A 23,300-nucleotide genomic window follows, 5' to 3' on the forward strand; every position below is an offset into this window, starting at 1 on the left:
TTTGTAAGTTATGAACCACTTGACAGGTAACCACTTGACAGGAAAAGTTGGTATTGCCAAAATACGCTTGATATATAGAATGTTGGTACCTGCTGAGCCAGTGCGTGCGTGCTACATGGTAGATATAGTAGGGGACGCTTGGACTGGGGACTCTTGGACTGGGTGAAAAGTCTTTTTGTGTCTAGGTTTTATGATCTGTTGATGTCCTAACCACCTTGGCTGTTGCTATATTTGAATATTTTGCCGTTTCATAATCAACATGACACTGGCAATAACTCCTCACCTAGCCATTGTTTACACGGAAAATATTCAAAGTAGGTACCCAGGTTGCTCGCGCTTGCGCTTAGCGTCCGCTTTCTTTGCGTTTGCCTTAGCAAACCCATTGACAAAACAGTATAACTAACCTATAATCCATTTTCTTTCTTTTCGGTGTACATTTACTAACTCTTGGGACGACTTGGATCTTAGCTTTACCAATATGAAATCTGCAATAATTCTGAATTGCCTTTTGCTCATGTTTACAGATATAATATGATAGCTGACTGTAGAGTGAGCCAGTATATTCGTTTGGGCGCGTAGCTCAGTGGATAGAGCCACGGATTTCTAATCCGTTGGTCGCAGGTTCGAGTCCTGCCGCGCCCGTTATAACTAAATACGAACCCTTAAGCCTACTAAAATGGTACGATGATTCAGCCAAGTAGAGGGTTCATATTAATATTGCTACACCATACAAAAAATAAGGCAGATATTGCTGCTACCAAAGCAATAGCAGACCTAACCGCAAAAGGTTACTCGGTTTTTACACCTGTTGTCTGTGAGCATTTGGGATTTGATTTGATTGCCTACAAGAACGGGAAATGTTACAGGGTACAAGCTAAGTACGCTGCCCATAATACAGTAAAAAATAAAACGAGTTGGGCAGATAAAAACGGATGCCATGAGAAAAAGTACCAAGCAGATGACTTTGACTTCTATGCGGTTTACTTGTCAGATATAGATCAGGTCATTTATCCAGCAATTAAATTTGGTGGTTGCTGCATCAGAACAACACCACCGAAATCGCCTAATCCTTTTTACTGGTGGGAAGATTTTACAAACTTTACAGAAGAAGCGATTAAGCGAACTTACAAAGAATTTGGAGTTGATTTAACCACTAGGAAGGTGAACCTAGATTCTAGAATTCACACAAGAATAGTCGAAAAACCTACTAAAGAAGAATTACAAAAACTGGTGTGGGAAAGACCAACAGCACAAATAGCTAAAGAGTTTGGAGTATCTGACAAGGCTGTCGAAAAATGGTGTAAAGCTTATGAAATTGAAAAGCCACCCAGAGGATACTGGGTTAAAAAAGCTTATGCAAAACTATCAGAATAGAAGTGGTAGATGGTAGACCAAAAGAAGAATTCCACCTACCACTTACTCGCAAATCATTTAGGAGTGCGATATTTCTTGCTCTTTTCTGAGTTTCTCTTTATGCTCCTGAACCAGCAGTGGTAATGACTAATTTATCTGGATGAATTAACTCCTGAATTGCTTGCTGCACTTGAGGCAAAGTCACAGCTTGAATGCGCTTGGGAAATTCTCGAATCTCCGCTTGAGAAAGACCGTAAATGGCATTTTCTAAAACTATGGTTGCCACATTACTAGGATTAGCTAATTCCACAGGGTAACTATTAGTTATTGAGCGTTTTGCCGTGTTCAATTCCGCTTCGGTGATTCCTTGCTCTCGCAATTGCTTGAGTAAAGCTAAAGCGCTGGTAATAGCCTTTTGAGCATCACTTGGTGCAGTCTGCATTTGAATCAAGAATGGACCGGGATTGATACCTGCAGCAAAGGCACTGTAGATACCGTAGGTTAGACCTTGGCGATCGCGCACCTCAGTACCCAAACGGCTAGACAAAGTATCGCCGCCCAAAATTTGATTCAGTACCTCTGCAGCGTAGAAACGAGGGTCTTTCCGCGAGATACCATTGTAACCAATATAGGTCACAGCCTCCGCCTTTCCAGGAATGACTGCACTTAAGCGTTTCATAGTTTGCGGTAAAGACACGGTCGGTAAGTTGAGAGTCGGTGGCTTACCTTGAGCTTGCCATTTGTCGAAAGCTTGATTGAATAGCGCTTTGACTTGATTTGGGTCAAAGTCACCAACCAGGGCGATCGTTGTCGTATCTGGTCGGTAGTGTTCTTGGTAAAAGCGAAGCACATCATCACGAGTCACGCTTTTTAAGCTTTCTTCTGTGGGAAAGCTATGAAACGGATGATTTTCAGGATAAATTGCTTGCTGGAATACGCGCCGTCCCAGTCCGCGAGGATCATCGAGCTGTACTTTCAGGCTTATTAACGCCCGCTGACGGCTGAGTTCTAACTGGTTGTCTGGGAAGGTAGCATTTTGCACCACATCTGCTAGAGTTTGAATCAATATCGGCAGATTAGCAGATAGCCCATTTCCACCAATACTAACTCCTTCCCGACTCGCATTGAATCCCAAGCTGACTCCCGGTCCTCCAACGTTTTTGCTAGAGTTAGAGCGTTTTTTGTCTGAGTCCCATTCATTAAATTGGTAGCAACAAGACTTGATAATCCTGCTTTAGGATTTGTGTCAAATTCGCTACCTGCGTCTATTTGTCCGCTTAGGTTAACGGTGGGGACGCTGTGGTCAGCTAGAAGGAAAACGCGCAACCCATTTTTAAGAGTGAATTGCTCTGCTAGCGGTTGAGTCGTCGAAGCGGTGGCTGATGTTGCAGGGGGAAGGTATTTGGCAAGTTCTGCCGGATCTACAGGCTTACCGGGGCTGAAGTTTTCTACAGTGCGACCAGAACCACCACTGGAAGTTCCTGGCTTACCATCTGGTTGAGTCGGTTCAAAAAAGCCGATAGTTTGTTTAGCAGGATTGAGGTAAGTTTTCGCCACTCGCTGCACATCTGCTGCTGAGACTTTGGCGATCGCTTCCAGATACCGCTCAACATAGCGATAATCCCCAGCCACAGTTTGGTTATACCCCAGCTGCGTTGCTTGAGAGGTGATGTCCTGGTTACTGAGTACAAAGGAAGCTTGCAGTTGCGTCTTTGCTCGGTTCAATTCTGCTTCGGTAACTTGTTGCTGTTGCAATTGAGCCAAAGACTGTTGCAGCACAGAGGCAATTTTCCCAAGCTGTTGACCTGGAGCAGCGGTAGCATTAATTTCGTACCAACCAGGTTCGATGAGTTCTGCAGGACTTGCACTCAGTGAGCTAGCCAAGCCAGATTCTACCAAAGCTTGGTAAAGCTGCGAGCTACGTCCGCCCGTGAGAATGGCATCCATAACATCAATTGCAGGTACGTCTGGATGATTAAGATCTGGTAGAGGATAAACAGCTTGCAATAGTGCGGCGCTTCCTGGCTCTTTCAGGACAATAGGTGATTTTTTACCTGATGAGGGGGATGAGGAGGATGAGGGAGATGAGGAAGAGACTCCTAATTTTGAATTAATTTCTCCCCCTGCTCTCGATGTCCGTTTCGCCAGCTTCCCAAAAGTTTCTTGGACATTTTTCAGCACGGGTTCAGTCGCAAAATCTCCCGTAATCACCAGGGTGGCATTGTCAGGGCTGTAGTAGGTTTTGTAATAGTCCCGTACCTGCTGCACGGTGAATTTCTCCACATCGGCTTTTGTGCCTCCCACAGGTAAGCCATAAGCTCGGTTCGGGAAAGCTGATCGCATAACTGCCCGATTAAGGCGATATGCTGGAGAATTTTCGTATCCTTGTAACTCTGAGATAACTACGCGCTTCTCACTTGTCAGTTGTTCGGATCCTACTAAAGCGCCTTCCATGCGATCAGCTTCTAGGGTGAGCAGTGCTTGCAATTTGTCGCGCTGCACTGTGCCAAAATAAGCTGTTTCGTCATAGCTAGTAAAAGCATTGAACTGACTGCCCAATGCACTAAATAACCGACCAAACTGCACCGGACGTTCAGTGGTTCCCTTGAACATCAAATGCTCTAGCTGGTGGGAGATGCCACTCTCCCCCGCTTTCTCGTTGCGCGAACCAACTCGATACCATACCTGTACACTCACCACAGGTGCAGTATGAACTTCCTTGGTTAACACTGTTAAGCCATTTTCCAATACCGTTTTACGCACCCCTTGAGTCAGGGACAGACCTGATACAGGTGTAACTGCACCTGGTGTTGCAGCATTGCTGATATTGCTTAGTGATAGCACTCCACTTAAAACTAAGCTGAAGAAAAAGCCCGCCATAATCAATGGACGCAGCTTTGAGAAAAAAGGCATGGTAGGTTACACAATAAATAAAGGGTGTCAACAAATATATGCTACAAAAATGCTCTGTTGCTATTTACCAAACAAGAGAGCATCACGTGTGGTAATAAAACGAAATTTAATATTTGCTTAAACTCAGTCTAACAAGCCAATGTTACGGCTTAGTGACATTGGCTTGTTACTCTCATGACTGAATGGCTCCCATCAAGAGTGCAAGATTACCTATTTCTTCCTTCTCTTCTCCTGTCGGAGACGCTACGCGAACGAGACGGCTTCCGCCGAACGTGTCCTAAACTTTAAATTGCTGAATGAGCGATCGCACTCCCTGGACTCCTCTCCATGCAAAAATACACCGCACTATCCGCTCACGCCACCTCTTTGAGCGTAACCAACGGCTCTTAGTTGCCGTCTCTGGCGGACAAGATTCTCTGTGTCTGGTCAAATTACTGTTAGATTTGCAACGAAAATGGGGATGGCATCTAGGTGTTGCTCACTGCGACCATCGCTGGCGTCCTGACTCCCAGGCAAATGCTAGTCATGTAAAAAGCTTGGCACAAAATTGGGGTGTTTCGTTTTATTTACAAACAGCGAACGAACCTTTAAAAAGCGAAGCTGCTGCACGCGACTGGCGGTATCAAGCTTTGAGTGCGATCGCCCGCGAAAACCAATTTCATTGTATTGTTACAGGTCACACAGCAAGCGATCGCGCTGAAACCTTGCTTTACAACTTAATTCGCGGTACAGGTGCTGATGGCTTGCAAGCATTAACGTGGCAACGTCTGCTAAATGACGGCATCGTGCTTGTACGTCCCTTGTTAGAAATTACTCGTACACAAACAGGAGAATTTTGCCAAGACTTTCAACTACCTGTTTGGGAAGATTCGACAAATCAAGATTTGAAATTCGCTCGTAACCGTATTCGCCAAGATATATTACCATATTTGCAAGAAAATTTCAACCCTCAAGTTGAATCAACCGTTGCCCAAACTGCGGAAATTCTGCAAGCAGAAGTGGAATATTTAGAACAAGCAGCTTATCAGTTGCGCCAAGAGGCGATGGGTGGAAAATGGAGCGATGAGGGGGATGAGGTAGAAATTGCCTATATTTCAGACCAAATAAAGCTAAACCGTCGTGTATTGCGCCAAGCACCACTGGCGCTACAACGTCGCGTCATGCGTCAGGTATTACAAGAAATACTTCACGCTTCTAGTTTCGAGCAAATTGAAAAACTGACAGCATTAATTACAGCACCAAACCGTTCACAGACTGATCCATTTCCTGGTGGTGCGATCGCCCGAGTTGAAGGTGACTGGATCTACATAAATTTGAAGAAGGAAGAATAGAAGAAATATTTAGAACCACAGATGGACACAGATGGACACAGATAATTTATTTGTATGTATCTGTGTTCATTTGTGGCTTTATTTTATGGTTTCATTTTCATAAATTTAAGTGTTGCAAATTTAATCAACAAAGAAATCATTCTTTATTCTATTTTCTATTTTCTTTTTTATATTTTCTTTCTTCTTTCTTTCTCAAGAGGTTGGTAACTGCGGTTGAGATATCAAACTTAGGAGTGTCTGACGTATTTGGGTAACTGCTTGGAGTTGATACTCGCCTGTTTCCTGCACTGAGGCTAACGATTCAGCAATTCCTTGTAGCTTTTGCCGCATTCCATCGACACAATCCTGAATAGGTTGTAGCGCTTCATAATATAAATTCAATCGTCCTCGCGATTCTGCGGTTACTGTTTGCAAAAGAAACAAGTTTTGCTCCAGAGTTTGTAGTGAGTCGCGTTGAGTTTCCTGCTGTTGCCTTTGTTGGGCAATGACCTCCTGCATTTGCTCAATATTGGCACGCATCTGCTCAATCTCACGCTCTAGGTTTTCCAACTCCTGTGACTGTTGTTGTCGCTGTATTTCAATTTCTAGAAGAATTGATTTTAAATCCATATTTGTCTCCTCTTGTTCATTCACAAGAGTTTTTCCTTGTCGCCGCAGCAGTAGTGTTTGATGTTGCTTGAAAATATACTGCCGCTCAAGCAAATTGCGACGTTGTCCTACCAAAGTTTCATTAAGCATTTGGTAGAGGTCTTTTTCATCAGCCAGTTCGGCTTCTAAGAAACCGCTTTCTGGTTGGGATGCTTGGTTGATTTTCTGTTGGAGTTCTTCTATATTTTTTTGTTTTTCTTTCAGTTCTTGTTCCTGCTCATGGACAAAGCTAGAGTCGATGTTCAACTTCTGCTGCAAGTCTGGCACCATATCTTGCAGTTGTTCTAGAGGCATTTTTTCCAAAGCTGCCACATCAACTTTATGAGTGGGAATTACATCAACAATTGTTGCAGCAAACAAGTGGAGCTTCTGGTGTAATTCTTCTTGGTGTCGCAATTGCTCTTTTAGGACTCGCGCATACTCTTGCTTGCGCTCAACAGTAGCTGTATTCACGTTCAATTCAGCTATTTGCTGCGCGAGAGAATCTTGAGCTTGCTGCCATTCTCTTTGGCGTTCAGATAATTCTTGCGACTGGCGCTCAACTTCTTCCTGCTGTTGGTTAACTGGAGTTTTTTGCTGTTGGAGTTGTTGCCAGTGTGGGTTTAAAATTGCCTGCTGGCTTTCAAGCATTTCAAAGGCAAAATTCAGGTGTTCGCGTACTGTTTCTGTAGGAGCAACGCTCTTTAGCAGTTGAGCAAGTAACTCGTTTAGCGCTCGACTTAGTTCCTCATCCAACACAGCAGAGTGCTGGTACTCTGCTTTGTACTCCTCGAAACGACGCTGCTCTCCCCGCAAGTGATCCCATGCTCCTTCCAGTTCTTGACGGTTGCTCAAGCTTTCTGTTTGCAACTTTTCAATTTCCTCGCGGGAAGTCTCTAATTCTTGTTGTTGCGCCTCCATTTGTTGCAGTTCTTCCAAGCGAGCTTCCATATCTATTTCACGGCGATTCAACTCTTGTGCTTGAAACGTCAAAGACTGCTTCCACTGGTCAATTTCTTCTTCTTTGATCTTAAATTTTTCCAATTGACGGGAAAAATTGTGCAAAATATTAACTAAAGGACGCCCTGCTTCCTGAATCCGTTGCACATGACGATTCGGATTTATTTCAACCAATACGAGGACTCCATCACTTAATTTGCCAGCTTCCTCAGCAGCAATCACTTCTTCCGAAACTGTACTCCAACTCTGGTCAGTTCGCTGACAAGCCAGTAGTTTTAGTTGGGTTTTGGCACCACCAAGTAAGCCGCCTTTCTGCTTTTGTACTTCTGCTAAATACAGCACACCATTATTCCTTTTGTGTACTTAATATTCGTGTTTGAAGCTATACCTTAAAACAGTTATCAGTTATCAGTTATCAGTCCTGACGGCGTATGGTGGGGGATGCGCTCACCGCCACCAACGCCTTCCACACTCTTGGTGGGGGACGCGCGACCACTCGTATTTAACTGATAACTGCGGGTGGTACTGTTCAGTGTTAAAAAAGAGTTGCACTATGTTGTCTCATTTATCTTCAGTGTGAGATTAATGAACAGACACTACAGACAATATTTTTATAGACGTGATATACAAATCCGTGCAGGAGTCGTGAGAATGAAAAAACCGCTCTTGAGGCAAGGACGCCAAGAAAAACAATCATAAAATCTCACAAATGATTTAGGACTGCTATATGTCACGTTTTAATATCTATGAAACTAACTTGTCACTTATTTCTATTTTGTACTGATAGTAGTGATACTGGCTTCCGTAGTATTACTAACATTACCAAAGTATATTACCTAAATGCTAAATTCGATCTATAGCGCAATTCAATTGAATGAAGTAATTATAAATCTCGTGTCCACCCCCCCATCCCCCCTACAAGAGGGGGAAGACAGAGGAAAAACTTTTATTTATTGTCCATCTGTGGTTCATTATTTCTTTGTGTACCTTACTCCGGGTTCTTACGGCTATAAGTTCGGCACTGACCCAGCAACTGACCACCCTTAGACCGGTAGTAAAAAAATATCAAGCCTTAGTATAAGCTTATTATTTAAGAAATGAGTGAAAAATAGAATTATTTTATACAGTAAATGTTTGTGGGGAAATCAGGAAATGTTTCCAATTAGGAACGTCTACATCAGGAGGTACATAGGCGTTTTATGAGTACAGTTCTGATTGTGGAAGACAGTATTGCACAAAGGGAGATGCTTACATACCTTCTGAAAGCGAGTGGTTTAACAGTCACCCATGCCAGTGATGGAGTAGAAGCATTGGAGGCAATTCAAACTGCTTGTCCGGATTTAGTAGTTTTGGATATCGTCATGCCTCGGATGAACGGCTACGAAGTTTGCCGTCGCCTAAAGTCTGATCCAACAACCCAAAATCTTCCAGTGGTGATGTGTTCTTCCAAAGGGGAAGAATTTGATCGCTACTGGGGTATGAAGCAAGGAGCAGATGCTTATATAGCCAAGCCCTTCCAACCAACTGAATTGGTGGAAACAGTCAAACAATTGCTGCGAGGATAAGGATGAACACAACATGGTCAATAAACCGGACTTTTTAGAAGGAAGCGGACAAGACCACTCCCGTCCTGAATTACAAGTAGAAAGTCCAGAAACAGAGTTATTTTTAAGGTTTTATATTCCCTCAAATCAGGAGTTTGCACTACTAGCCACAGGTATTCGGGAGGTTATCGAACTCAGCCCTGATAGAATTACACCGATTCCTAACGCTTCTGCTTTGCTTTTGGGTACTCTAAATCTACGAGGTCGAGTCATTTGGGTGGCTGATTTGGGTCAATTTTTGGGAGAACCAACTGCCTTGAACACGAACCGAACTGACATTCCTGTGATTGCGATAGAAGAGCAAGACACAATAGTCGGCTTGGCAGTTGAAGCAATTGGTGGTATGGATTGGCTTGACGTAAAACATTTGGTCGCACCAACTCGTGTCCCAGACACAATGGCTCCGTTTTTGCGGGGAGAGTGGATACTAGAGGCAAAAAAAAATCAGTGTCTGCAGCTGCTTGATCAAACGGCAATTTTACGAAGTACACGGTGGGCAGGATGATACCAATTCAAAATACCCTGCGGGAAGCCCTTCGGGTTCGCAGTCGCCTACGGAGGGAAACCCTCCTGCAGGGCTGTCTCACCGCCCAGGAGGCGTCTACAAAATTCAAAATTCATAAGGTACGGCATTAAGAAAGCCTAAGATAACCAGGGTTTGGGAGTGTGTATCTGTCGCATTCTTTTTTCAAATTGGTATGAAATGGAGGCAGGAAATGGCAGCGAGTATAAAAGATTGCGAGCAGATATATCAGCAAGCTTATAAAGCCTACGTACAAGGAAACTACGAACAAGCAGCCACTCTCATCGACCAAGTGGTGCAAGATTTACCTGATGACCCTAACATCCGTTTGCTCCGGGGTCACGTCTACTACATTTTGCAGCAGTATGAGGTGGCAAAAGCAGAATACCAAAAGGTGTTGGAGTTCACCGATGACCAAGAACTCATCAGCCTTGCCCAAAATGGTATTGACAAGATAAAAAAATACCAAGGTGAAGTAGACGCGGTCGTGGTTGAGAAGGACGATGATGAAAACAAGAATTTTTCGGACTCTTTTGAACCTCAAGCTCAGCAACAAGAATTAGAAGATTTGGCGCATTATCAAGATTTTAATAGTAACAGCTTTGATTTAAACTCCTTGGATAAGCATCAAGACGCTGACGACGTAGAAGTACCTGTTAGCAGTGCATTTGAGCTACCAAGAAACGATAGAACTGTATCTGGTACGTCTCATTCCAAAGAAAATTTTAGCGACAACCCTTTTGCTGTTAATCAACAAGAGGCATCAAAACTCAGTCATGCAAGTCATGGAAAAACGCAAGCAGAATTAGAGTTGCCGAATTTTTGGCTGGAACATATTTCACAACAGAGTCTTCAAAAGGAAGAAAATAATACAAATTCTGCTAACACAAATTCGGAGATTAAACAGCAAAATACTAGCCCAGCATTTGCACTTGATTTACAAACAAACAGTAGCTTGGAAAACAAAAGTAGCACATTGAGCGAAAATAACTCTCCGGGGAATAATATAGAGTTTTTAGAGGACTTTGATGAATTTGACGACTTGGGGAATATACCAGGGTTTGACCTTACAGCAGATTCTCGCTTTGAAGATTCACAGATGCGTTCAGCATCAGTGGAAAACAACGGTAAGTTACTCAGTACAGTGGAGACTGTAACTAGTGGGGAGAATGGCAATTTCACTTCAAAAAACAACCCTAAAGATGATGACGCCACTCTCCCCACCGTAAAGGGCATTGGCGCAGAGGGAGAGCTTCCCCATCGTCACTCGGAACTATTCACGCTCACGACTTCTCAACAAGGAGAAACAGTCTTTACCCAAGCTGATGCCTCGAAGATAAAACCCCAATCCATCAAGCAAGGTTTTCTTGCTCCATTGGAAAATGCCTCTCTACAAACCAAGCAATGGATTGTCGCTGGTACTGTAGGTGTTGTCTCAGCAGTGGTTGTCGCTGGAGTCAGCTTTGTTGCTGCTAACTTGTCGCCACCGGAACAACGGGAGTCTATGCAAAACACAGGTTGGGCGATCGCCTTAACAGCAGGAATCACTTCTTTTGCTACCACAGGTATTATGGGGAATTTCGCCCACAGGCAAATTCGCCGCACTGCACGAGATCTGCAAGCTCAATTTGATGCTGTGCGCCAAGGAAATTTCAATGTCCAAGCCACGGTATCTTCACAAGACGAATTCGGGCAGCTCGCTGCTAGCTTTAATGAAATGAGTCATGTTATATTTACGACTACAAATGAAGCGACACGTAAGGCTCAAGAACTGGAGTCAGCGAGAGTAAACCTGCAACGCCAAGTGATTCGCTTGTTAGATGATGTGGAAGGAGCCGCTAGGGGAGATTTGACGGTGCAAGCTGAGGTGAGTGCCGATGTACTCGGAGCGATCGCTGATGCTTTTAACCTAACAATCCAAAACCTCCGCGATCTTGTGCAACAAGTGAAAGTAGCAGCGCAGGAAGTCACTACAGGGGCAACCAAGTCTGAAATCTTTGCCAGGGCATTATCAAGTGATGCTTTGCGCCAAGCAGAAGAATTAGGGGTGACGCTAAATTCTGTACAGATTATGACTGACTCGATCCAACGCGTAGCAGAAGCAGCGCGGGAAGCAGAAGCTGTTACCCGTGAGGCTAGCGACATTGCCGTTCAAGGTGGAGAAGCAGTGGAAAACACAGTGGCGGGGATTTTAGAAATTCGGCAAACCGTCGCTCAAACAACCCGCAAAGTCAAGCGACTGGCGGAGTCTTCCCAAGAAATTTCCAAAATTGTGGCGTTAGTTTCCCAGATTGCTTCCAGGACGAATTTGTTAGCACTCAATGCTAGCATTGAGGCGGCACGCGCAGGAGTTGCCGGACGGGGCTTTGCAATTGTGGCGGATGAAGTGCGCCAGTTAGCAGATAAATCAGCTAAGTCATTGAAAGAAATAGAACAAATAGTGATGCAAATTCAGAGCGATACAGGCTCTGTGATGACGGCGATGGAGGAAGGTACACAACAAGTTATTAAAGGTACAAAATTGGCAGAACAAGCCAAGCGATCGCTAGAAAACATCATTCAAGTCGCCAAGCGCATTGATATTTTAGTCCGTGGCATTACCTCGGACACAGTCGAACAAACCAAAACTTCCCGCGCTGTCACGATTGTTATGCAATCTGTAGAATTAACAGCGCAAAACACTTCTCTTGAAGCACAACGAGTTTCCGGTGCTTTACAAAATTTGGTGAGTGTATCTGGCGATCTCATCACCTCCGTTGAACGCTTCCGAGTCGAAACCGCTGAAAATACTAAGTAATTTAGTCATTTGTTATTTGCTATGAGAAAGATGTACAGACGCGCTGTTTGAAGCGTCTGTACAATGACTAATGATTCTTGACTCTTGAGTGTTAACTAAAAACTATGTCACCAGAACAACAACGCATTTTGGGTTACTTCTTTGAGGAAGCAAAAGACCACCTGAATACGATAGAGCAGGGGTTGCTGAATCTCCAGAGTACCTTAGACGACCCGGAAATGATTAACGAAGTTTTCCGGGCGGCTCACTCTATCAAGGGAGGAGCGGCGATGCTTGGTCTGAGTAGCATTCAGCACACGGCGCACCGTTTGGAGGACTGTTTCAAAGTCCTAAAAAATCATCCGGTTAAGGTTGACCAAAAGTTAGAATCCTTGTTTCTTGGTGTATGTGATATCTTGAAAGCGCTGTTAGAGCATTTGCAGCAACCTTTTGGACTGACTGAAGAAACTGCGAATACCTTAATATCAGAGACAGAACCAGTTTTCAAATCGTTGCACGAACATTTGGAGTTTCTTGTACATCAATGTAATACTGAGTTGCGTTCAAAAACCTCACCCCGCCCTCCGGGCACCCCTCTCCTTGGCAAGGAGAGGGGCAGGGGTGAGGTGATACCACAAGTTGATAGTGTAACGCCACCACAAGCCGCGCCAAAAAAAAGCGAGACTTGGCAAAACTTGCAAAGTCTGCAATCTCAGGTTATCCGGACACTGCGGGAAATGTTACAACTGTTTAAACAAACCGCAACACCCGAAACTCGGCAAAAGCTTCAGGAGTGCTGTCACTTTTTAGCTGAACTCGGTGAAGAATTCAATTGGTTTAACTGGTGTCGTTTGTGTCAGACAGCAGAAAGGGCGATCGCTAATCCCAAAAACACTTATCTGAGTTTAGCCAAAATCGTCATCACAGATTTTAAAAACGCTCTGGAATTCGTCAGTGCTGGTAGGGAAGCTGAAATGACAATAAGTCAGCAGCTGCAAGCACTTGTTAGGGTAGAAGAAATTGAATTGTTAGAAATACCCCTTGATTTAGTGGATAATTTGGCAAATACTCCAGCACAACAATTAGAATTGCCACCAAGTATTTCTAGCACATTCAACAGTCTGGTTATTAATAAAGTGATTCCACAAACAAGAACTGATGCGCCTTCCACAGAACTTTTAGACATTGCTCCGCAAGACAGAATTACTAGTTTGTCTGAAATATCAGAGCAACTTAATAGCAATGATAATGCACCTCTGACTGATAGCAGTACAGACACCAATAGCCTAGAGGTAGGAACAGCAGACTTGAATACCTTGGCTGATTTGTTTGAAAGTGAAAGTTCTGACCTATATGAATCGTGGGACAAAGAAGAAACTTTAGAAATTAACGCTGAAAAGTACTTAGTCAGAAATTCGAGTAACAGTAACACTGATGATACTGAGATAAATTTTTTATTTTATGAAGAGAATTTAGAATTGGCAAGTCAAAAAACTACTTACTTAAGTAGCGATAAGACAGTTGCACCGAAAAATCTAACAAAAAATACACAAAGCGATTTAGAACCGATTACTAGTGGGCGTAAAAGAATACAAGATGAGGTGGGAAGTTTATTAGAACTGTTACTGGATGAAAATGGATTCTTACCCAGACGCGAAATCAGTCAAATACAAACAGAGACTATCCCTAATATCGAGCTTTCCAACAATCAAAAAACGAGCTTTGATGATTTCAAAAAATCAGAACTTACCCGAGATAAAAACGAAAACTTGACTTTAGAAGAGCTATTTGCCGACACACAGGCAGATAATAGCATAGCCTTGTCTGCGAACAAGTCAGCATCTGCGGATTTATTCGCTGCAATGCCTGAGATAGATAATTTGAGCAACTTATGGCTCCCAGAAGCTGAGGAAAGACAAAAAGACGAATTTTATTCTCTTGATCAACACGATGCAGCAAGGGAATTGGAAGAAAGTTTGTTGGCTGCTGCGGAGGAAATTTTTGATGATATTGAGCACCCCTTGATTTCCACCTCAGGTTTGAATTTAGAAGATTTAGATCTCAATTTTCAGTCGCAACAGCAGTTTGATTTGATATTTTCATCGGAAGCTGATAATGATTTGTTTGAGGAGCTATCACCAAGACATTCAACGACATCTTCTATTGACACTAGTATAGATGCTGAAAGTACAGCTTACTATACGGGAGTCTCTTCCACAGAAAAGAGTGGCTTTTCACAACAGCCAGAAGCTCTAGAATTAACACCAGAATTTACAACTTCATCTCCAGAAACTGCACAAGCGGATTTAACACAAGCATCGAGTGAACTCAATCTTGAGTTTCTCCAGGTAGAAGATGAAAATACTCTACCCGTCTTATTTGAGGAGACGCCAACAGTTTCCTCAAACGATGTCACACTTTTAGACAGCACAGAAAATCCTTTTGCAGATGAACAACACGATTTCCTCAATAGTTTGTTGTTTAGACAACCACCTGAAGGCATAAGTTTTACTTCTGAACCTTCACAGGTACAGGTACACTTAGAGACTGTAGAGATTGAAGCAGAGACTATTTCACAAACAGATGATGTTGATTTTGCAGAGGTAACAGTTGTAGACATTGAAGCAGAGACTATCCCACAAACAGATGATGCTGATTTGCCTCAGTTCACAGTTGTAGACATTGAAGCAGAGACTATCTTGCCAGTAGATTTTGACATCACTGATAATGTACAACCAGATTCAAAAATTGATCTAAATGAAGATTTCTTGGCAGCAGAAACGACTCAGTTGCCAGTTCATACAGAACAGATAGTACAAAACATAGCCACCACGAAGTTGCAAACTCAGGAAAGCATACTACACATTAACGAGAAAAATCTATTAAATGAATTAGAGGGTTTATTTCAAGAGCAACAGGAACTTGAAGATGATTTATCTAAACTGTTGGCAGCAATAGACAAAGATGCTGGTTCCGTTTTGACAGCAAGAACGGAAACTACAGAAGCACTTTCTTCAGAAGAGGAATTTTCTCAAAAAATGAATACTTCCTTGAATGAAGAATTTGCAGAGTTAGATAAGTTACTAGATCTGGAAGCTGTACTAAGTAGAAATGCTGTATATAGACCAGAAGAAGTTACCGCCCAAGCAAAATTACCGTTTGTAGTGTCAGATGGTGTAACATCAGATACAGCCAAACAAGATATTAACTTTCGATTTCAAGAATTGAACGAGATGGTCAAGGGATTACCTCCTCGTCATCCCTCCGTCTCTCACCCTGCCAAATTTGAACAATTGATGAAGGTTCCTGTCAAGCATCTGGATGACCTCAGCAATTTGGTGGGAGAGTTGGTAGTTAATCGTAATACCCTAGAACAGGATCAAGAACGTCTGCGACAGTTTCTAGATAACTTGCTCGATCAGGTGCAGCAGTTGAGTGATGCCGGTGCGAGGATGCGGGAATTGTACGATCGCTCGCTATTAGAAGCATCTCTTTTAGCCAACCGTAGAAATAGCAGAAATAACACTGGGTATAATATTGGGTATAAGAATCAAGATACAGATAGGGGTTTTACTGAATTGGAAATGGATCGGTTTACTCCTTTCCATACCCTGTCTTTGGAAATGATTGAACTTATTGTACGGGTGCGTGAGGCAGCAAGTGACATTAATTTTGTCACCGAAGACAGCGAGCAAGTGGCGCGACAGTTGCGGCAGGTTACTAACCAGCTACAAGAAGGCATAACGCGATCGCGAATGGAGTCTTTCGCTGAAGTCACCACTCCTTTAGAGCGAGGAGTACGCGAGAGCGCTATCAAGTGTGGCAAACAAGCACAACTTACTATCGAAGGTCGAGAAACCTTGATAGACAAAGTGATTTTGGAACATCTCAAAAGCCCGCTGACGCATTTACTCAACAATGCAATTGCCCACGGTATCGAAACACCAGAAGTGCGACAAGCGCAAGGTAAGCCACCTGTGGGAACTATTACTGTCCGCGCCTTCCATCAAGGGAACCAAACCGTCATCTCTGTCACTGATGATGGTGCAGGTATTGATATAGAACAGGTGAAGGCAAAAGCAATCAAGATGGGCATAAAAACGCCAGAACAAGCTAAAACTTTATCTGTTTTAGATGTTTACGATTTGCTGTTCTTGCCAGGTTTTAGTACCAAAGAAAAAGAAGATGAATTAGCCGGTCGTGGTATTGGTTTGGATGTCGTTCGCGCTAGGACGAGTGAAATCCGAGGAACAATTAACATTGATTCGATTGTAGGTGGGGGAACGACCTTCACCCTTCGTCTACCCTTAACTCTAAGTATTTGCAAAGCTTTGTGCTGCGTATCTGATAAAGCTCGCATTGGTTTCCCAATGGATGGTGTTGAAGATACCTTAAATGTTCCTGTAAACATAATACAGCAAGGTGCTGACGGGCAAAAATACATCCCTTGGCGTGATACACTGCTGCCATTGCGATCGCTCAAAGAAATTTTAACTTTCAATCGTCAAATCAGTCGAAGTAGCGTTTATGATGGTCACCGCGATGACGACATGATTTCTGTAGTTGTTGTGCGATCGGCAAATGTTCTGATTGCCCTACAGGTAGACCAGGTGCTTAACGAGCAAGAAATCGTTATTAAGCAATTTGAAGGACCATTCCCCAAACCGATTGGTGTTGCTGGTGCGACTATCCTAGGAGATGGTCGCATTATGCCTATTGCTGATGTGCTGGAAATCATTGATATTTTCCAAGGTAAAACCAGCAAACAGGGTACTGTCAATTGGGAGCAGCAGGATACTCCTGTTGTGCAAGAAACCACTGCTGTTAAGATTGACCCGACAGTGTTGATTGTCGATGACTCAATTACAGTCCGGGAATTGCTGTCGCTCACATTTCACAAGGCTGGTTATCGCGTAGAACAGGCGCGTGATGGTCAGGAAGCTTGGGATAAACTGCGTGCAGGTTTACCTTGCGATATTGTATTTTGCGACATTGAGATGCCCCGGTGCGATGGTTTGGAGTTGCTCTCTCGCATCCACAAAGACCCGAAGCTCAATCATTTGCCAATTGCCATGCTTACCTCACGGGGTGCAGATAAGCACAGACAAATGGCAATTCAACTAGGTGCAAGCGGCTACTTCACCAAACCTTATCTTGAGGAAGCCTTACTCGAAGCAGCAGGGCGGATGCTCAAAGGGGAGAAATTGGTTAACAGTACGAGTAATGGTTAGGACAGAAAAATCAAACTCGTGTCAGTAAGTTTTCAAACAGAAAGTCCGCCAATTTTGTACCAGACACATATGCTGCATCTGCATCCCATTGATAATGAACACCGAGATAAACACGGCTGCGCCCATTCTCTAAGGCTGCGGAGGAGAAGCTGTTGAATGTCCGTGTGATCCTAATGCCATTATTGCCCCTTGCACTTGGATCTTCAGATGTGAGCGTGAAGGTCACATTGTCTGTGCCAAAGAAGTTCCGTAGGATTCCTGCATGTACCGCTCCGAAAGTTGCGTGACCAGAGACATACGCCGGGAATGCAGGCGAAAATCGGGTACCATCAGGTCTGGGCGATAGAGGTTGCCATGTGGGGTCGGCGATCGTTCCAAAGTTTCCGTCCTCAAATGCCCTCGTAATTGCAGTCTCCGGTCTCCACAAATCCAAATCCGTGTCGTACTTCGCATCCCACGCCAAGATCGCTGCATCTCCTAAAGCTAAGCCCACAAGGGCAAATAGCCGTGCATTCTCTGAAAAACTTAAGTTTCTCAATTTAGAAACAATCTGGGTTAGAGTATACAGCTGTCCTGGTGGCTTATAAGTTCCATCAACATCATTTGCCCAGAACAGAGCAATTTCGGTTTGCTCTTGAGTACGCTCAGTGGAGTTAGCAGAACCAAGCCGTTTTACTTCATTCACTTGAGCCGCATATTCGACACTAGTGAGCAGAGCCTGCTTAGTCTTGAAGCCGCCTGGTCGAGTTGGACGAAAGCGCTGTATTTGCGTTGGCGAGAAAAGTTTCACTTTGCCCCAATTTGGAGTCACTGGAGCACCAGAACCTGTTGGTCGCCAATCACCAGGCTTATCTCCAGGAGTATAAGGGGTGTTGTCGTTATACCCGTCCGCCAGTCGATATTTGATGATCGCTTGAGCCGCTGCTAACCCAAGTGCTTTGCCATCATCAATGCTCTGTGGCGACGCACTCTTTCTAATTTCTTTAACGGCTTTGTCAAGTTCTGCGTCAAAGTAGCTTTGGTTTTTCGGCTTGGAATCAGGATAATCGTAATGGGGATAAACGCTGTCGCTACTCAACACAGTATGTGCGGCGTAAACTGCTGCCGCTTCTTTGGAAGCTCCTGGTTTTGCTGGGATGATTTCTAAATATGGTTTATGGGTCTTCTCAATGGAATTGACTGCATCATACATTGCAGCATGCATAATGCCACCCGTACGGGCAATAGGTCCTGGCGCGCCACCGTTTACACGAATTGCCTGTAGATATACATTGTTCCAATTGATAATTTGGTCTAACATAATATTCCTTCGTGTTTTGTTTATTTCTGCCTTGTTATTATTAGGACTTACGCATTAAGAAAAATCTGATTATGTGAATCAGACTTATTTGCTGCCCTTCCTTCTTTAATTAAGTGCAAGCAAAATCAACTTATGCATGAGTGAGATAGAAATGGGAAATTCTTGCTCGATCTGACTATTGCAGAACCGCACGGAAGTTGGCACGCTAAGTGTTAGGCACACAAGAGTTGATTTGTAAAGTGCGTAAGTTCTAATTATTTGAGTTCAATGAAGTTAGAACGCAGAATGCAGAGCTATGCTATAGCTCAATTTTTTGCCCTCCATATACTTGAATAAATCTAGACGCTTGTTATCTTCTAAGTAGTTGTTTTTGATTCACGGATTTTCTGTAGGCAAACATTATTTCATGGCACTACAACAGTGTTGATATCATTTGAGATTGTGAATTTTAGTAAACTAATTGGCAAATTCATAGAACATTTAAAACTACAAAACCTTTTTGTTCTTTTCCGGAAGAGCCAATTTTTAGAAGACTTAATTCTTTAATGACCTAATACATCAACATAATGACAAGACTGTTTGGAGAAGAGCAGTACCCTTAAGGGGTACTTTTCTCACACGTTAATTTTTATTGCTAGAGTTCAATAATTCGTAAAATATATTTAAAAAACTCAATCAGAAAATTGCGATCGCTTAACCTAGTAAAATTTACTAATGATTAAAGTGCTTTTATTATCACGGCTATTTTTACTGAGTTTATTCGTTGTGGTCATCTTGGGGAGTGGGTTATTCCCTGCTACAGTTGCTGTTGCTAAAATTCAAACACCGAATGATTATCACACTTTAATTGAGCCAAATGTACAAAAATCCCTACGCGAGGTTCTATCTTGGAACTATGTCAAGAAAGAATTAGCTTTAAACACTATGCGTGCCGAAAAAGACCTGACTTACCCACCTACCCAGAAAAGCAATCAAGTAGAGAACTACCACGGTACTGTGGTAGCAGACCCTTACCGTTGGTTAGAAAACCCCGACTCGGAAGAAACGAAGGCTTGGGTTGAGGCACAAAATAAAGTGACTTTTGGCTATCTTGAGGAAATTCCTGCCAGAGAAAAAATTAAGCAGCGTCTCACAAAAGTATGGGATTACGAAAAATATAGTCTTCCTTTCAAAGAAGGTAACCGTTATTTTTACTTCAAAAACGATGGTTTGCAAAACCAGTCTGTTTTATACACTTTAACTTCTCTCGACGCTGAACCAAAAGTTTTACTTGACCCAAATACCCTTTCAAAAGATGGTACTGTTGCCCTTTCGGGAGTAGCTATCAGCGAAGATGGTAAGCTTTTAGCATACGGTTTATCTACTGCTGGTTCTGATTGGCAAGAGTGGAAAGTCAGGGATGTTGAAACTGGAAAAGATCTCAAAGACCACCTGAATTGGATTAAATTCTCTGGGGCATCGTGGACAACTGATAACAAAGGATTTTTCTACAGTCGTTACGATGAGCCGAATGAAAAAACCAAATTAGAAGATGTCAACTATTACCAAAAGCTCTACTATCACAAATTAGAAACACCCCAATCAGAAGATTTGCTCATTTACCATCGTCAAGACCAAAAGGAATGGGGATTTAGTGGCGATGTGACGGAAGATGGGCGCTACTTGATCATTTCAGTATGGAAAGGAAGTGACCCCAGAAATTTGGTTTTCTACAAAGATTTGACCAATCCAAAAGCGGAAGTTGTAGAACTTATCAAGGAATTCGAGTCAAATTTTAGTTTGATCGACAATGACGGTAGCATCTTCTATTTTCGCACCGATTTAGATGCGCCCAAAGGACGAGTGATTGCCATTGATACGAAGAATCCAGCACGGGAAAATTGGCGAGAAATTGTCCCTCAAGCTGTGGAAACTTTGGAAAGTGTCGGCATAATTAATAATCAATTGGTTGCTGATTATCTCAAAGACGCTTACACCCAAATTAAGATTTTTAACTTGAACGGCGCATTTGTTCGCGAAGTAAAATTACCTGGAATTGGTTCTGCTGGAGGGTTTGGTGGCAAGCGTTATGATACCGAAACTTTCTATAATTTTACCAGCTTTACTACGCCAGGAACTATCTATCGCTACGACATGGTAAGCGGAAAAAGTGAAGTTTTCCGTCAAGCCAAGGTAGATTTTAACCCTGATAATTACCAGACAAAGCAAGTTTTTTATAAAAGCAAAGATGGTACACAAGTGCCGATGTTTATTACCCACAAAAAGGGAATTAAATTAGATGGAAATAATCCTACATTACTATATGGTTATGGGGGTTTCAATATTTCTCTAACGCCCAGCTTTTCCGTCAGTAATTTGGTGTGGATGGAAATGGGCGGTGTTTATGCTATTCCCAATATACGTGGTGGTGGTGAGTATGGGGAAGAATGGCATCAGGCGGGAATGAAGCTGAAAAAGCAGAATGTGTTTGATGACTTTATCGCTGCTGCTGAATGGCTAATTGCTAACGGGTATACAAAGCCTGCTAAGTTAGCGATCGCTGGTGGAAGCAACGGGGGATTACTGGTGGGTGCTTGCATCACTCAGCGTCCGGATTTATTTGGTGCTGCTTTACCATCTGTAGGGGTGATGGATATGTTGCGCTTCCATAAATTTACTATTGGCTGGGCTTGGACTTCTGAATATGGTTCGCCAGATAAGCAAGAGGATTTCAAAGCACTTTATGCCTATTCACCATTGCACAACCTGAAACCGGGTACAGCTTACCCAGCAACATTAATTACCACAGCCGATCATGATGATCGCGTTGTTCCTGCACACAGTTTCAAATTTGCTGCGGCTTTACAAGCTGCTCACGCTGGTGATGCGCCAGTGCTCATTAGAATTGAGACAAAGGCGGGACACGGTGCTGGTAAACCCACAACCAAGAGGATTGAGGAAACAGCAGACATTTGGGCTTTTTTGGTGCGTACCTTGGATGTGAAAGTTTAGTTTCACAAAATCAATCCCCAGGAATTTCCAACAAATAAATTATTCCACTCTTGTGGGGTGGGCATCCTGCCCGCCCAGTTTTTAGGATGGGCGCCAATCCCATCCCACAAGAAATAGTTGAATATTTTTTAATTTGGAAGTCTTCTGTGCCTTGACTTTGGGGAGAGTCAAGACGGGAGAACTTCTGTCTAGGGAACGATATGGCTTCAAAGCCAAATCAAGTAAAAATTAGAATGCTAAATAGAAACGAAAATTGTATTCCATGAAATTGAACTATTTGCTGAAACAGCTTTCAACTGTGGGACGCTTTCTGGCGACAGCTCTATTTTGTGTGTCAGCTGTAGCCTTCGTTTGGCAAGGTGCGTTTTTCTCGAACACCGCAGCAATGGCTGCTCCTACTGCAACCTTGATCGCCGAGGCAGACATTAGCTCACAGGTTCAAGATAACCTCAACAAAGGTGCTAAATTATCTAAGGATTTCATCGAAGATACGAAAGAGCGTGTTGAGCGAACTGCAAGTAAAAATGCCGACAAAGTTGAGCAAGCAACAGATGACAATGGAAGTCTTCCTGAGCGCAAAGCAAACAGAGATGAGGCTCGAATTTACAAAAGAGCAGAGGAAGATGCAGCTCGGACTAAGGAGCAAGTAGATAAGTCAAAGAATGCTGTTGAAAGCGCTATTGATACAATCAAGGATGCTTTTAGCAACTAGAGAATAGATAGGCGTTGCGATCGTAAGCAGGCAGAAAAGAAGTAAATCCGAGCATCTGCCAGGGTGGGCATTGCCCACCTACCTATATCACTATTAAGAATTTAGCACCGAATCTTTAGTGAAACTCAACAAACAAATCAAAGTTCTCTTTGCACATCTGTTGTTCGCGAATCAGTCACAAATGACAGTTCGTTTGTGGACTCTTCAAGAATCCCCCGGCTTTTAGCCGTGGGGAGTATCAAGGCTATATTTCCCCTAATTGTCGTAGGTAAGCCGGTCGGGGCAACAGTTGTCTCACAAGTGTTGCGTCAGCCGTCCAAAATTCGGCAGAAGCGCTTTGAGTGCAAGCCAAAAATGCTGCATCATAAAGGGTGGATAATCGATATTGCTCTGCAATTTCCCAGGTTGTCATCCGAATGACTTCCTCTTCTATGTAATCAATAGGAAGTTCGCAGAAGTCCTGAAAAAAACCTTGCGCCTCCTCTGTTGTAATGACTCCCATTCGGGTTTTTTTTCGCAGCACAGACCCTACCTCTGCCCAAGCAAAGGCTGGAGCAACCAAACGCAAGTTTAAGCTCAACGCGTCTGTGACGAGCGTTCTGGCTTGAAGCTGATAAGCCTCTGGTACAAGGTAAGGAATCCAAACGCTAGTATCCAGGCACAGGGCTCTACTCACGCCGCCCCTCGCCCTCTCTGAAACTGCGAATCAAATCTGTAGAGGCTGGTTGCATACCAGTTTTAGCTTTGACTGCTTCGCTGCGGGCAATAATCCGTTGATGGGCTGCCCACGCCTTGCGGCGTCGCACCTCCTGCTCCACAGCCTCAACCACTAAATCGTTAAAGGATTCATTACCCTCCTTGAGCCTTCTGGCTTTAGCAATTAGGTCAGCTGGAAAACGGATTGTTACAGCTTCGCGTTCCATCACAGCAGTTGTAACCAAATAATGATATCATTTATTGTAACCGCAAAGTGAGTTAC

The 23,300-nt window shown here is 43.3% G+C and carries 14 protein-coding genes and 1 tRNA gene; 9 read left to right on the forward strand and 6 right to left on the reverse strand.

Going from position 1 to position 23,300, the window contains the following annotated elements; all coding sequences use genetic code 11:
• Positions 1-569: 569 nt before the first annotated feature.
• Positions 570-642, forward strand: a tRNA-Arg gene (locus V5G28_RS18380).
• Between the two features lie 42 nt (positions 643-684).
• A complete protein-coding gene (locus tag V5G28_RS18385; RefSeq protein ID WP_332987301.1) occupies positions 685-1,374 on the forward strand; it encodes a group I intron-associated PD-(D/E)XK endonuclease in 690 nt (229 codons plus the stop codon).
• Between the two features lie 97 nt (positions 1,375-1,471).
• On the opposite strand, the gene V5G28_RS36765 is transcribed toward V5G28_RS18385, so the two are convergent.
• Entirely contained in the window at positions 1,472-2,488 is a 1,017-nt protein-coding gene (locus V5G28_RS36765) for a M16 family metallopeptidase (protein WP_442994272.1), read from the reverse strand.
• Positions 2,416-4,266, reverse strand: a complete 1,851-nt coding sequence (locus V5G28_RS36770) for an insulinase family protein (RefSeq protein WP_442994273.1) — start codon at positions 4,264-4,266, stop codon at positions 2,416-2,418. Before V5G28_RS36770 ends, V5G28_RS36765 begins: the two co-directional genes overlap by 73 nt.
• A gap of 296 nt (positions 4,267-4,562) precedes the next feature.
• Here V5G28_RS36770 and tilS point away from each other — a divergent pair, with 296 nt between their 5' ends.
• Positions 4,563-5,597 (forward strand): tRNA lysidine(34) synthetase TilS, encoded by a 1,035-nt coding sequence (gene tilS, locus V5G28_RS18395; protein ID WP_332987302.1) that lies wholly within the window; start codon positions 4,563-4,565, stop codon positions 5,595-5,597.
• A 192-nt stretch (positions 5,598-5,789) separates the two neighbouring features.
• Here tilS and hmpF read toward each other — a convergent pair whose 3' ends face one another.
• Positions 5,790-7,526, reverse strand: a complete 1,737-nt coding sequence (hmpF, locus tag V5G28_RS18400; protein ID WP_332987303.1) for a pilus motility taxis protein HmpF — start codon at positions 7,524-7,526, stop codon at positions 5,790-5,792.
• Between the two features lie 857 nt (positions 7,527-8,383).
• On the opposite strand from hmpF, the gene V5G28_RS18405 reads away from it, so the two are divergent.
• The 4 genes from V5G28_RS18405 (at position 8,384) to V5G28_RS18420 (ending at position 17,318) form a co-directional block, all read left to right on the forward strand.
• Positions 8,384-8,749 carry a response regulator transcription factor gene (locus V5G28_RS18405; RefSeq protein ID WP_073633655.1) on the forward strand — a complete coding sequence of 122 codons (366 nt, stop codon included), beginning with the start codon at positions 8,384-8,386 and terminating at the stop codon, positions 8,747-8,749.
• 13 nt (positions 8,750-8,762) lie between these two features.
• Positions 8,763-9,293: a CheW domain-containing protein gene (locus tag V5G28_RS18410; RefSeq protein WP_332987304.1), complete on the forward strand. Its 531-nt coding sequence runs from the start codon at positions 8,763-8,765 to the stop codon at positions 9,291-9,293.
• A 211-nt stretch (positions 9,294-9,504) separates the two neighbouring features.
• Positions 9,505-12,108, forward strand: coding sequence for a methyl-accepting chemotaxis protein (locus tag V5G28_RS18415; RefSeq protein ID WP_332987305.1), 2,604 nt, complete (start codon positions 9,505-9,507; stop codon positions 12,106-12,108).
• A gap of 104 nt (positions 12,109-12,212) precedes the next feature.
• Complete coding sequence (locus V5G28_RS18420) at positions 12,213-17,318, forward strand: response regulator (RefSeq protein WP_332987306.1); 5,106 nt, start codon at positions 12,213-12,215, stop codon at positions 17,316-17,318.
• Between the two features lie 10 nt (positions 17,319-17,328).
• Here V5G28_RS18420 and V5G28_RS18425 read toward each other — a convergent pair whose 3' ends face one another.
• Positions 17,329-18,618 (reverse strand): vanadium-dependent haloperoxidase, encoded by a 1,290-nt coding sequence (locus V5G28_RS18425; RefSeq protein WP_332987307.1) that lies wholly within the window; start codon positions 18,616-18,618, stop codon positions 17,329-17,331.
• Between the two features lie 924 nt (positions 18,619-19,542).
• Here V5G28_RS18425 and V5G28_RS18430 point away from each other — a divergent pair.
• Together V5G28_RS18430 and V5G28_RS18435 are read left to right on the forward strand one after the other, a co-directional pair.
• Positions 19,543-21,609, forward strand: a complete 2,067-nt coding sequence (locus V5G28_RS18430) for a prolyl oligopeptidase family serine peptidase (protein WP_332987361.1) — start codon at positions 19,543-19,545, stop codon at positions 21,607-21,609.
• A gap of 262 nt (positions 21,610-21,871) precedes the next feature.
• Positions 21,872-22,321 (forward strand): hypothetical protein, encoded by a 450-nt coding sequence (locus V5G28_RS18435; protein WP_332987308.1) that lies wholly within the window; start codon positions 21,872-21,874, stop codon positions 22,319-22,321.
• Between the two features lie 244 nt (positions 22,322-22,565).
• Here the strand turns inward: V5G28_RS18435 and V5G28_RS18440 are convergent, their stop codons facing one another.
• Both V5G28_RS18440 and V5G28_RS18445 read right to left on the reverse strand, forming a co-directional pair.
• Positions 22,566-22,997 (reverse strand): type II toxin-antitoxin system VapC family toxin, encoded by a 432-nt coding sequence (locus V5G28_RS18440; protein WP_332987309.1) that lies wholly within the window; start codon positions 22,995-22,997, stop codon positions 22,566-22,568.
• Entirely contained in the window at positions 22,990-23,262 is a 273-nt protein-coding gene (locus tag V5G28_RS18445) for a YlcI/YnfO family protein (RefSeq protein ID WP_332987310.1), read from the reverse strand. The genes V5G28_RS18440 and V5G28_RS18445 overlap by 8 nt, the downstream gene beginning before the upstream one ends.
• Positions 23,263-23,300: the final 38 nt, after the last annotated feature.

The organism is Scytonema sp. PRP1, assembly GCF_036697665.2.
GTDB classification, from domain to species: Bacteria; Cyanobacteriota; Cyanobacteriia; order Cyanobacteriales; family Nostocaceae; genus Kalymmatonema; species Kalymmatonema gypsitolerans.

Excerpts from the sequence above, each read along its gene's own strand:
- V5G28_RS18420 (WP_332987306.1), top strand. The coding sequence starts at position 12,213 with ATGTCACCAGAACAACAACGCATTTTGGGTTACTTCTTTGAGGAAGCA.
- V5G28_RS18425 (WP_332987307.1), bottom strand. The coding sequence starts at position 18,618 with ATGTTAGACCAAATTATCAATTGGAACAATGTATATCTACAGGCAATT.
- V5G28_RS18435 (WP_332987308.1), top strand. The coding sequence starts at position 21,872 with ATGAAATTGAACTATTTGCTGAAACAGCTTTCAACTGTGGGACGCTTT.
- V5G28_RS18430 (WP_332987361.1), top strand. The coding sequence starts at position 19,543 with ATGCGTGCCGAAAAAGACCTGACTTACCCACCTACCCAGAAAAGCAAT.
- tilS (WP_332987302.1), top strand. The coding sequence starts at position 4,563 with ATGAGCGATCGCACTCCCTGGACTCCTCTCCATGCAAAAATACACCGC.
- V5G28_RS18385 (WP_332987301.1), top strand. The coding sequence starts at position 685 with ATGATTCAGCCAAGTAGAGGGTTCATATTAATATTGCTACACCATACA.
- V5G28_RS36770 (WP_442994273.1), bottom strand. The coding sequence starts at position 4,266 with ATGCCTTTTTTCTCAAAGCTGCGTCCATTGATTATGGCGGGCTTTTTC.
- V5G28_RS18410 (WP_332987304.1), top strand. The coding sequence starts at position 8,763 with ATGGTCAATAAACCGGACTTTTTAGAAGGAAGCGGACAAGACCACTCC.
- V5G28_RS18415 (WP_332987305.1), top strand. The coding sequence starts at position 9,505 with ATGGCAGCGAGTATAAAAGATTGCGAGCAGATATATCAGCAAGCTTAT.
- V5G28_RS18405 (WP_073633655.1), top strand. The coding sequence starts at position 8,384 with ATGAGTACAGTTCTGATTGTGGAAGACAGTATTGCACAAAGGGAGATG.